The organism is Marinomonas vaga (genome assembly GCF_055388305.1).
The window spans coordinates 1,300,959-1,312,903 of the sequence record NZ_AP043903.1; the positions used below are offsets into that span (position 1 = coordinate 1,300,959).

At 49.9% G+C, this 11,945-nt stretch carries 10 protein-coding genes; 8 read left to right on the forward strand and 2 right to left on the reverse strand.

From position 1 onward, the window contains the following. Window positions 1–3: 3 nt before the first annotated feature. Window positions 4–1,713 carry an EAL domain-containing response regulator gene (locus ACZ5DR_RS06045; protein WP_377366016.1) on the forward strand — a complete coding sequence of 570 codons (1,710 nt, stop codon included), beginning with the start codon at window positions 4–6 and terminating at the stop codon, window positions 1,711–1,713. Here ACZ5DR_RS06045 and ACZ5DR_RS06050 read toward each other — a convergent pair. Both ACZ5DR_RS06050 and ACZ5DR_RS06055 read right to left on the reverse strand, forming a co-directional pair. Then, window positions 1,699–3,147 (reverse strand): ATP-binding protein, encoded by a 1,449-nt coding sequence (locus ACZ5DR_RS06050; RefSeq protein ID WP_377366015.1) that lies wholly within the window; start codon window positions 3,145–3,147, stop codon window positions 1,699–1,701. The genes ACZ5DR_RS06045 and ACZ5DR_RS06050 overlap by 15 nt on opposite strands. After that, window positions 3,134–3,883: a response regulator gene (locus ACZ5DR_RS06055; RefSeq protein ID WP_377366014.1), complete on the reverse strand. Its 750-nt coding sequence runs from the start codon at window positions 3,881–3,883 to the stop codon at window positions 3,134–3,136. The genes ACZ5DR_RS06050 and ACZ5DR_RS06055 overlap by 14 nt, the downstream gene beginning before the upstream one ends. Before the next feature lie 196 nt (window positions 3,884–4,079). Between ACZ5DR_RS06055 and ACZ5DR_RS06060 the strand changes: the two genes are divergently transcribed. From ACZ5DR_RS06060 to ACZ5DR_RS06090, 7 genes are all read left to right on the forward strand, one after another. Beyond that, on the forward strand, window positions 4,080–5,051 hold the full coding sequence (locus ACZ5DR_RS06060) for a carbohydrate kinase family protein (protein WP_377366013.1): 972 nt from the start codon (window positions 4,080–4,082) through the stop codon (window positions 5,049–5,051). A gap of 436 nt (window positions 5,052–5,487) precedes the next feature. Further along, window positions 5,488–5,667 (forward strand): hypothetical protein, encoded by a 180-nt coding sequence (locus ACZ5DR_RS06065; protein ID WP_464543878.1) that lies wholly within the window; start codon window positions 5,488–5,490, stop codon window positions 5,665–5,667. Continuing rightward, on the forward strand, window positions 5,668–6,846 hold the full coding sequence (locus ACZ5DR_RS06070; protein WP_464543879.1) for an ABC transporter substrate-binding protein: 1,179 nt from the start codon (window positions 5,668–5,670) through the stop codon (window positions 6,844–6,846). Between the two features lie 85 nt (window positions 6,847–6,931). After that, entirely contained in the window at window positions 6,932–7,942 is a 1,011-nt protein-coding gene (locus tag ACZ5DR_RS06075; RefSeq protein ID WP_377366011.1) for a carbohydrate ABC transporter permease, read from the forward strand. A gap of 1 nt (window position 7,943) precedes the next feature. Beyond that, window positions 7,944–9,095, forward strand: a complete 1,152-nt coding sequence (locus ACZ5DR_RS06080; protein ID WP_377366010.1) for a carbohydrate ABC transporter permease — start codon at window positions 7,944–7,946, stop codon at window positions 9,093–9,095. Between the two features lie 54 nt (window positions 9,096–9,149). Continuing rightward, window positions 9,150–10,247 carry an ABC transporter ATP-binding protein gene (locus ACZ5DR_RS06085; RefSeq protein ID WP_377366008.1) on the forward strand — a complete coding sequence of 366 codons (1,098 nt, stop codon included), beginning with the start codon at window positions 9,150–9,152 and terminating at the stop codon, window positions 10,245–10,247. A gap of 75 nt (window positions 10,248–10,322) precedes the next feature. Further along, on the forward strand, window positions 10,323–11,942 hold the full coding sequence (locus ACZ5DR_RS06090) for an alpha-glucosidase family protein (RefSeq protein ID WP_377366007.1): 1,620 nt from the start codon (window positions 10,323–10,325) through the stop codon (window positions 11,940–11,942). Window positions 11,943–11,945: the final 3 nt, after the last annotated feature.

An 11,945-nucleotide genomic window follows, 5' to 3' on the forward strand; every position in this document is an offset into this window, starting at 1 on the left:
ATTATGGAAAAAAACACCTTGTCAGTTTTGGTGATTGAAGATGATCCAGAGGACTACATTTTACTTCGGACCTACTTAAGCCGAGCAACTCGCTCGGAGTTCGAGTTGCATCATGTGTCCAGTTTTGAGGCGGCGCTACAGGCTTTGATCGAGGGCCACTACGACGTCATTTTGGCGGACTATTTCTTAAACGGCCACACAGCTGCTGACCTGTTTAAACATGTGAAGCTGATCGGTCTAGAGTCTCCCATTGTCGTGTTGACCGGTGGGGATGCCAGTGAGCTAGACGATGTGTTGATGCAATTAGGCGCATCAGACTTTATCCCGAAAGACGAGCTAACCGCTGGACTATTGGAACGCAGTATTCGTCATGCCATTGAACGCAAACGGGCCGAACAGCAAATTTCCCAGCTGATCAAACGTGACCCTCTGACAGGTTTGGGCAATCGTCTGATCTTTGAAGAACATGCGGAGCTGGCGATTGCCCGGGCGAAGCGTAATAAAAGTCGTCTTGCCATCGTCTTTTTGGATCTGGACCGTTTTAAAAACGTCAACGATACCCTAGGTCACCATGTGGGAGATTTGCTACTGACTTTGGTGGGTAAACGTATTCAAGGGGCGATTCGCAAGAGTGATTTTGTCGCACGCATCGGGGGGGATGAGTTCACCTTGTTGCTGGATAATGTCACCGACATTGACAGCTTAAACAACGTGGCCGAAAAGGTATTAGCAGAAACCATGCGCCCGGCAGCCTTGGACGGTAAGCATTTGGAAGTCTCTGCCAGCATGGGTATTGCGGTCTACCCAGATCAAGGGGGAACCGTGTCCGAATTAATGCGTAAAGCGGATATGGCCCTGTACGAGTGTAAAAAGCTCGGCGCCGCCCATCATTTGGTATTCACCGAGGGGCTGCAGGCACGGTTACAGCGGGAGACACGCGTTGAAAATGGCTTACAACAAGCCCTGCGTAATAACGAGTTTGAGCTCCATTACCAGCCTATTGTTGATCTAGAAAGCCGCGAAATCGTTGGTGTCGAAGCTTTGGTGCGTTGGCGTTTATCCACTGGCGAGCTGATCATGCCTAATGAGTTTATTGGGGAGGCAGCGCGAGTGGGGCTAACGGCGCAATTGGGGGAATGGGTGCTGGAGGAAGCCTGCTCTCAACTAAGAGAATGGTTGGATCTTGGCTATGATTTGACGATGTCGGTAAATATTTCCCCGCGGCATTTGCGCCATGTTGAGTTTGAGCAAAAGGTCATTGATCTCTTAGCACAGTATGATCTGCCCCTTGGTTCTCTCATTCTTGAGTTGACCGAAGAAGTGTTCGTGGACAGTGGCGTGGCCAGTTTTTATTCCTTGAATGCTTTGCGAAATCTAGGGGTGAAAATTGCCATTGATGATTTTGGTACCGGCTATTCGTCCATGCGTTATCTGAAGACTTTGCCCATTGATCGTATCAAGATCGACCGCTGCTTTGTCTCTGAAGATAATGTGGAACAGCTCTCTGATCCTATGATTACTCAGGCGATTATCTTCTTGTGCAGTGGTTTGCATTTTGATTTGGTGGCAGAAGGCATTGAGTCTGAAGCCCAAGCCAAACATCTTTATCAACAAGGCTGCCGCAAAGGGCAGGGGTATTGGTTTTCTAAGCCTCTGATGAAGCAGGACATCAATGCTTTGTTAGCAAAGAAGGAAGCTTCAGTGGCGGGGTAGCCACAGTCGTGCCTCAAGACCCCCTTGCTCACGGTTGCGAAGCATGACTTCGCCACCGTGGGCTCGGGCAATGTTGCGGGCGATACTGAGCCCCAAGCCCATACTGCCTGGACGAGAACTGTCGCTGGAGGCAAGACGGGTATAGGGTTGGAACATGTCGTTGATCTTGGTTTCTGGAATCCCAGGGCCATCATCACAGATGCGAATGCTCAGTTCGTCTTCACTGTCTTCCACGAAAATATGAGCACGTTTACCGTAGAACAAAGCATTGTCCACCAAGTTCCCTAAGCAACGTCGTATGGCCAAGGGTTTGCCAATAAAGGGGTGCTTCAAGGTGCCATTGAGCAGCACTGTTTCGCTGCGTTGGTTGGCGCTGGACTGAATGTCATTGAGGTAGCGCATGACATTTATTTCGACACGGTTTTCGTGGATGTCCGTTTCTTTAACACTCTGAATCGCCCCTTTTACCAACATATCCAGATCTTCTAAATCCCTTACCATGGCATCCCTAACAGGCTCTTCGTCGAGCATTTCTGCCCGTAAGCGCAAACGGGTGATGGGGGTTTTAAGGTCGTGAGAAATGGATGCAAATAACCGCTCTCGGTCATCTAAATAGCGCTGGATACGGGCTTGCATGTCGTTAAAGGCTTGAGCCGTATGGCGAACTTCTAGGGCACCTTCCTCACGTAGGGGTTTAAAGTCCCCTTGACCAAAACGCTCCGCCGCCCGGGCGAGTATCGCTAATGGGCGAGTGGTGCGACGTAGAATCAACAATGTCAGTAATAGCACGGTTGTTACGGAAATGATCAGCGAAAAAATACGGTCGCGACTGAGGGGGGAGGTTTCTTCCAAAAAGTAAGGGTCTGGCATCAAGCTCGCCAAGTACAGCCAATCCGAATCATTAATAGGGATTTGAATCACTATGATGGGGGGAGTTAGAGGCTTTACCAACAGGCTGTGGTGTCCCCAACGTTCAGGTAAATCCACCAAGCGGGTATTGTTATTGATCACATGCAGGTCTTCAGGGCTGGAAAAAGCGATCTTGGCGTCACGAATCCCCAGCTGCTGGGCCAAAGTAGTCTGCACTTCTTGCTTAACGATGTCTTTAAGAGGGGAATCTGGAATCGGGTTGATGGCGATCTCTTCTCGATTCAGGGTGACGAAAAAGCGTGTTCCCCCCATATCCTGTAATTGATCGATGACGATGTGGCGGTAGTTTTGTGGCAAAGAAGTAAAGTAGCTGACCGTGGCGGCAATCCGAAACGCCATGTGTTTAGACACTTCACGTACATTTTGGCGGGTATCGGCTTCCACTTGGTGGAGCCAAATGGACGAGCCAATGAGCTGTGCCGCGGCCACCCCCACAGTCATGATGATGACGATTTGCCCCGTTAAGGACTGTAACCAGCGTTTGATCCGTTTAGAAGGTGCCATGGTCGCTGGCTTCGACTTGTGCCGTCAGGATATACCCTTGCCCTCGAACGGTTTTGATTAATTGCGGCTGGCGGGCGTCTTCCCGTAAACGCTGGCGCAAGCGGCTCACGTGCACATCGATAAAACGATCCAGTGGTGTGGTGTCACGACCACGGGTGTTTTCAGCAATGTAATCACGGCTCAAAACTGCCCCAGGATTGGTGACAAATAGCATCAGTAAGTTGTAATCGGCGCCGCTTAAGGATTCTTTTTGCCCGTCGACCCAGAGTTCTCGAGTCAGGGTGTCCAGTATAAATTGCGCAAAGCGATAATAGCGGTAGGGTTGAGGCATCGGCTCAGGTGTTGGTTCCGGCGCTTCAACGTGTTCCATACGGCGGTGGATGGCCTTGATACGCGCCAGCAATTCCCTCGGGTTAAAAGGCTTTGCCAAATAATCGTCGGCACCGATTTCTAGGCCAATGATACGATCCATTTCGTCGGAGTTGGCGGTCAACATGATCACTGGCACATTGGAAACGGTACGTAATGAACTGCACACAGAAAAGCCGTCTGCCCCAGGCAAACGGACGTCTAATATGACCAGATCGACCCCCAAGCTTGGGTCAAAATTCTCTAAAAATGCTTCGCCAGTATCCGCTGTCAGCACTGAATATTGGTTTTTTTCCAAGTAGGATTTAAGCAGTGTGCGGATTTCGTCATCGTCGTCTACGACATAGATGCGTTTGGTTTTTGTCATAATTCGTATGTCTGGCGATAAAGTGAGCAGATTAAACAAAGAGTCTAGCAAGAAACCGTTTGTTAACCAATGAAGTAGATAATACAGTTCTGAGGTTTTAAAAGAGCAGTGTAACCGAATAGTAGAAGCTAGCGGTAGCGCTCTTAAATGACCATACTGATTAATTGTTCGTAACAATAATAGCGAGATATCCACGATGACGACTAAGGTAATGGCTTTTGGTGAAGCCCTAATCGACTTCCTTTCTAATGGCGAAACCGGCCTTGACGGTCTTGAGACGTTTACCAAGTTTCCTGGTGGTGCGCCAGCCAACGTAGCGGTTGCAGTGGCGCGTTTAGGTGGCAATAGCCACTTTGCAGGTCAGGTGGGTGATGATGCGTTTGGTCACTTCCTGAAAGCCTCTTTAGAGCAATATGGTGTGGCCACTGACAGTATGTTGATGACCAAAGAAGCCAAAACCGCATTAGCGTTTGTGAGCTTAGACAGCACAGGTGAACGCAGCTTCGAATTCTACCGTAATCCATCTGCAGACATGTTGTTCCGTGCGGACGACTTTCAAGCAGCCTGGTTCAGTGAGCCAACCGGGGTATTCCACACTTGCTCAAATACCCTTACGGAAGCGGCAGTGACACAAGCCACTTTGGCAGGTATTGAACATGCAAAAGCCGCCAATTGGATTGTCAGCATTGATGTAAACCTACGTATTAACCTTTGGCCAGACCATGTAGTAGATAAGGCTCGTGTGATCAATTGGATGGAGCAGGGGGACGTGATCAAGGCCAGCTTAGAGGAGCTTGCTGTGTTGGCAGAAGATCCTTTTGCATTGATTGATGAGCTGTTGTCCAAAGGCGTGTCTTTGTTCGTATTAACCGATGGTGGCGAGCCAGTGCGCTACTACGCGGGCAGTCAAGGACAAGGTCAGGTTGTGGCACCTAAAGTGGATGTGAAAGACACCACGGCAGCAGGTGATGCGTTCGTGGGGGGCTTGTTGTATCAATTGGCGGAGCGTGGCGGAGACCGAGGGTCACTACAAAATTTCTCACAAGAGGAGCTGGAAGCCTGTATCCGTTTTGCAGTGGCTTGTGGTGCCGATGCGGTGACCAAAGTAGGTGCCTACCCATCCCTTCCAAATCTTGAACAGGCCAACACGCGATTGGCATCGCTCTAAATAATTGTTAAACGATTAAGAAGCCACTTCGATGGTCTTTCTGCCTAAGCCCGCCTGATTTCTCAGCGGGCTTTTTTGTTTTCCCCTTGTATTCCCGCCACGTGTTTCCTGGTCTTATAGGCTGCGAACGCTTCCTTTATTGTCCTACTAAATTGATCTTTTTAGATGAATTTTAGAGATTTTGGGTATTTATTAAGCAGTTCTTAAGTTAATAAGAATCACTTCTTTGATCGCATTTTCTGAGACTTGTTCTAGAGTTGTACTGTATTTAAGTCGAATTTAAGAATGAAGTGACCTTGATGTGGGCTCATTCTTTGACAATAATTTCCTCAATTCTTAATCCTTAAAGAAGCGTTTTAAGAGTTGCCAAAGTCGTTCAGTCCTAGCTGAGAATAACAATAATGGTCATGTCACTCATGGCCAACAAGGAGTGGAAATGAATAAGTCTCTATTGTCTGCGGCCATCGCCCTGACCCTATCTGCACCCTTTGCACAAGCAGCCGATCATGGCTTGCTGTTTTCCCCAGGTGAAGACACGCGTTTTCACTGGGACAGCTATGAAGCGCTGAAATCTACTAACCTTAAAGGCGAGTCTATCTCGGTGTTTGGTCCTTAGATGGGCCAAGAAAAAGAGCATTTTGATAAAGTCATTGCCTACTTCGAAAAAGCCACTGGCGCAGACGTAAGTTACGCTGGCTCGGACTCCTTTGAACAGCAGATTGTGATCGACTCCCAAGCTGGGAGTGCCCCTAACATTGCCATCTTCCCGCAACCGGGGTTAGCGGCTGACTTGGCGTCTAAAGGCTTCCTAACACCTCTGTCTGATACGGTTAAGAAGGGCATTCAAGATGACTATGCCGCGGGACAATCCTGGGTAGATTTAGCAACCTTCACTAACGCATCAGGCAAGCAAGACTTTTACGGTATCTTCTACCGTGCGGACCTGAAATCTCTGGTCTGGTACTCTCCAGACAACTTTGATGATGCAGGCTATGACGTGCCTGAAACTATGGAAGAGCTGAAGGCTCTGACGCAACAGATTGTGGCTGATGGCGGCACTCCTTGGTGTATTGGTCTTGGTTCCGGCGCGGCTACTGGGTGGCCGGCAACAGACTGGGTTGAAGACTTGTTACTACGCTTGCAGCCAGCGGATGTGTACGATAAGTGGGTGACCAATGAGGTGAAATTCAACGACCCTCGTATTGTAGAAACCATCAATGAGTTCGGCTGGTTTGCCCGCAATGACGATTACGTGGATGGTGGCGCAGGGGCTGTGGCTTCTACGGACTTCCGTGATAGCCCTAAAGGCTTATTCGCGTCCCCTCCAAAATGTTACATGCATCGCCAAGCGTCTTTCATTCCAGCCTTCTTCCCAGAAGAGGTGGAAGTGGGCTTGGATGCGGATTTCTTCTACTTCCCATCTTATGAAGCCAAAGATCTAGGTAATCCCGTATTGGGTGCTGGTACCTTGGCAGCCATTACGGCGGATTCTAAAGGTGCCCGTGCCTTCATCGACTTCCTACGTTCACCCATCGCCCATGAACTGTGGATGGCGCAAACAGGCTTCCTGTCTCCCCATGGCAAGGTTAACCCAGACATTTACGTGACCGAAACCGCTCGTAAACAAGGGGAAATCCTTCATGACGCCACGACCTTCCGTTTTGATGGCTCGGACCTCATGCCAGGTAAGATCGGCGCTGGTTCCTTCTGGACGGGCATGGTCGATTATGCCGGTGGTGAGGACGCTAAAGATGTGGCTGATAGCATCCAGAAAACTTGGGATGCGCTGAAATAGCACGCCATACCTTGGAGGCTCTGAAGAGCCTCCAAGCTTCTGATTAACCCTTTCACAACCTCTTTTGCGATGTATTGGAGAGACAATGGGACAGCTCGCGACAGCGTTAGTGACCATGATCTTAGGCGTGCTTGCGTGCGCAGCATACTTTTATGGCTCTAATGCCTTATTAGACATGATATTTCCAGGGAAGAACCGCCCCCCAGAAGTGGTGGCTCGTAACCTTCGTATCAGTAACCGCATTCGACCTTGGTTGTTTCTTGGGCCAGCGGTACTGATCTTAACCTTCTATTTGTTTTATCCGGTAATCGATTCGTTTCGCTTGTCTTTTTACGATCGCACTGGGGAAGCCTTCGTCGGTGTTAGCAATTATGTGTGGTTGTTTGGCAGTGACGAGTTTTTTGAGTCGTTCAAAAACAACATGTTATGGCTGATCTTTGTGCCTACCATGGCGACCTTCTTCGGTTTAGTCATCGCCACCATGACCGATCGCGTCTGGTGGGGCAACATCGCCAAGAGTTTGATCTTTATGCCTATGGCGATTTCCTTTATCGGGGCATCGGTGATCTGGAAATTCATCTACGACTACCGCAGTGGCGATGACCCACAGATCGGTTTGTTAAACGCTGTGGTGGTGGCCTTTGGTGGCGAGCCTCAGGCGTGGATTACGATTCCATTTTGGAACAATTTCTTTTTGATGATCATCTTGGTGTGGATCCAAACGGGATTTGCCATGGTGATTTTGTCTGCGGCGCTACGGGGAATTCCTGACGAAACCATCGAAGCCGCGGTGTTGGACGGTGCCAGCGGAGTGCAGATTTTCTTTAAGATCATGGTGCCGCAAATCTGGGGCACTATCGCTGTGGTATGGACCACCATAACCATTCTGGTACTCAAGGTATTCGACATTGTATTGGCCATGACCAACGGTCAGTGGGGGACACAGGTGCTGGCGAACCAGATGTTTGATTGGATGTTCCGCGGGGGCGGTGACTTTGGTCGTGGCGCGGTCGTAGCCATTGTCATCATGGTGCTGGTCATCCCTATCATGGTTTGGAACATCAAGCGTGCCAACGCTGAAATGGAGGGCCGCTAATATGGTGATCTCAAAGAAAGGCTCTGCCTTAACCGCAGTGGTCCATGTGACGGTATTGCTATTGGTGATTATTTGGACCATCCCTACTTTGGGGCTGTTTGTCTCTTCCATTCGCGATAAAGATCAGTTGTCTACATCAGGCTGGTGGACGGCGCTAGCAACCTCAGAGCAACGTCTCGTGGAGCGTGCCGCCTCAGCAGAGGCGCAAACCCAAGAAGGCAATCTTTGGGTGATTCGAGGCAATGTGCTTGGCGATGGCTCAGATCATTCTGCGAAAATCACTCGCTTCGGTAGCAGCTCGTTAGAGCCAGAGGCTTATGCTGCAGGGGAAACCGTGGCACTGAAGCGTGGTATTCAGCTACAGGTGATGGCGAACGGGGATTATTTAATTTCTTCGGAAGAAGAAATGAGTGGTCGCCGTGGTCAGCGGATTTTCTATACGGCAGAAGTGCCACCCCGTTTCACCCTGGATAACTATCGTGAGGTGTTGGGAGCAGAAGGGTTAGGCAAGTCGTTTATTAACTCCCTGACGGTGACCATCCCTGCGACCATTATCCCTATTCTGATCGCAGCGTTTGCGGCTTATGCCTTGGCGTGGATGAAGTTCCCCGGTCGTGCGCTCTTGATCGCTGCGGTGGTGGGACTGTTGGTAGTGCCATTACAAATGTCTCTGATTCCCCTGTTGAAAACCTACAATGTAATCGGGGAGTTTTTAGGGGTAGGAGCGAAAACCTATGTGGGGATCTGGCTTGCCCATACGGGGTTTGGTTTGCCCTTGGCTATTTATCTCCTACGCAATTATATCGCTGGTTTGCCGAGCGAGATTATTGAATCTGCTCGGGTAGATGGTGCCTCGGATTTCGACATTTTCCGCAAAATTATTTTACCTCTGTCGTTCCCTGCGTTGGCGTCTTTTGCCATTTTCCAATTCCTTTGGGTATGGAACGATTTGCTGATTGCGATGGTGTTTTTGGGGAACAACGAAGATCAGCTGGTAATGACGGGACAGCTGCGTGAATTGTTGGGCTCCCGTGGTGGCAACTGGGAGATTCTCACCGCTTCGGCGTTTATCACCATCATAGTTCCTTTATGTGTGTTCTTTGGATTACAGCGTTATCTGGTACGTGGCTTATTGGCTGGATCCGTTAAATAACGTCGAATTTGAATGGCGAAGCGCCCAGAGCGCTCGCGAAAAGAGGCAATAGACATGGCAGATGTAAAGCTAACCAATGTTAAAAAGGTCTACGCAAACCAAGTGGAGGTCATGCGAGACATCAATTTAGATATTAAACAGGGCGAATTTATCGTTTTTGTTGGGCCTTCTGGCTGTGGTAAATCCACCTTGTTGCGCATGATTTCCGGTCTGGAAGAAATCTCCGGTGGCACCTTGGAGATCGACGGGACTGTGGTGAACGATGTGCCGCCTTCTCTACGCGGTATCGCTATGGTGTTCCAAAGTTATGCCCTGTATCCGCACATGACGGTATACGACAACATGGCGTTCAGCTTACAGATCGCCAAAGAAGACAAAGCGGAAATCGACAAACAGGTGCGTAAAGCAGCAGAAATGCTGCAATTGACGCCGTTTTTGGACCGTTTACCCAAAGCCTTATCCGGCGGTCAGCGTCAACGGGTGGCCATTGGTCGTGCGATTGTGCGCCGTCCTAAAGTCTTTTTGTTTGATGAGCCCTTGTCGAACCTAGACGCAGCTTTGCGTGTGGCAACCCGTATGGAGATTGCTAACTTAAAAGAAAGCATGCCGGACAGCACCATGATTTATGTGACCCATGATCAGGTGGAAGCCATGACCTTGGCGGATCGAATCGTGCTGTTATCCGCTGGCAACATCGAGCAAGTAGGCTCACCGCTCGCTTTGTATGAACGTCCTGAAAACGTGTTTGTGGCGAAGTTTATTGGCTCTCCAGCCATGAATATCCTGCCTTGTCAGATCGCTTCTACGGGCAGTGAAACCCTTGTGACCTTGGCATCAGAGCAGACTGTCACTGTACCGATTTCCACCGAGAGTTCAGAGCAGGGTAAGACGGCTTTCTTTGGTGTTCGTCCCGAGCATCTGGACGTTGTGGCTGAGGACGAGGGGGCGATGTTGGCTGGGGAAGTGTCTTTTATTGAGTCTTTGGGGGAAGCCACCTTGCTATATGTGGCGGTACCTGGAGTAGAAGGCATGGTGATTGCAAAGCAAGCGGGTACCCTAAAAATCGAAAAGGGCGACCCAGTGCGCTTAGCGGCGAAGCCTGAAGCCCTACATTTGTTTGATGAACAAGAGAACACATACCGCCGCGACTAGCGGTCATGTGATGCATGATTGATGACCGGTGCTGAGTCTTTTATCTCAGCACCCAATTTTTTGGAGAATGGTGTTATGTCAACCGATCTGAACTGGTGGAAAGGCGGGGTGATTTATCAGATTTACCCGCGCAGTTTTATGGACGCCAATGGCGATGGCATTGGAGATCTTGCGGGCATTGCACAGAAGCTCGACTATGTGGCCTCGTTAGGGGTCGATGCGATTTGGCTGTCGCCGATTTTTACTTCACCGATGAAAGACTTTGGTTACGACATCAGTGATTACCGTGATATTGACCCTATGTTTGGTTCTTTGGAGGATTTCAAAGCTCTGATCGACAAGGCTCACTCTTTGAATCTTAAGGTCATGGTGGATCAGGTCATCAGCCATTCATCTGACGTGCATCCTTGGTTTGAAGAAAGCCGTCAGGACAAGACCAATGACAAAGCGGACTGGTATGTTTGGGCGGACCCAAAACCAGACGGCTCTCCGCCAAATAACTGGCTGTCGATCTTTGGAGGCAGTGCCTGGAAATGGGACAGCCGTCGTCTGCAGTACTATTTGCATAACTTTCTCGAAAGCCAACCGGACTTTAACTTCCACAATCCAGTGGTGCGTAAAGCCCACTTGGATAATATGCGTTTTTGGCTCGATTTGGGGGTGGATGGTTTCCGTCTTGATACGGTGAACTTCTATTTCCATAGTCAAGGCTTGGAAGACAACCCACCAGTGCCGCCGGGTGAGCCAAAAACCAAAGGCGCACCAGAGGACAATCCATACACTTACCAGCGTCACGTGTATGACTTGAGCCGTCCGGAAAACTTGGACTTCCTCAAAGAGCTACGGGCTTTGATGGATGAATACCCAGGCACCACCACGGTGGGTGAGATTGGTGACGACTTCCCTCTCAAACGCATGGCGGAATATACCTCCGGTGGCGATAAGCTACATATGGCTTACACCTTCGACTTTTTGAACAAGCCCCATTCACCGGCTTACATCCGTGAAGTCTTAGCCAACATGAATGAGATTGTGGGGGATGGCTGGCCATGTTGGGCCCTGTCGAACCATGACGTAGAGCGCTCCCGCTCCCGCTGGGGCAAAGGGGAAGATCCGAGAGCTTACCCATTGGTGGCCATGGCGCTGATTTTATCCTTGCGCGGCAGTGTGTGCTTGTACCAAGGGGAAGAGCTAGGCTTACCTGAAGCAGAAGTGCCCTTTGAGCGCATCCAAGACCCTTATGGCATTCCTCTATGGCCAGTGTTTAAAGGCCGTGATGGCTGTCGTACTCCCATGGTATGGGACAAATCACCTCTTGGTGGCTTCTCTACCGTGGAGCCATGGTTGCCAGTCTCCGCGGCGCAATTACCACTGAGTGTGGCGGAGCAAGAAGCGGACCCAGAGGCCCTATTACATAAGGTGCGTCGCTTGATGGCATGGCGCCAAAACCAGCCAACCCTAGTGAATGGCGCTTTGACTTTAATCGACGTAGCCAATGATGACCTGGTGGCGTTTGAGCGTGAATACCAAGGGCAACGGGTCTTGGTCGTGCTAAATATGACAGGTGACCACCACACTGCAGAAGTATCTGTGGCTGTGTCTGAGCCACTCACGGGTCATGGCTTCACGGCTTCGATCTCTGGAAGTACTGTGTCATTACCGCCTTACCAAGCGTTTTATGGGGTATTAGGCTAGCCC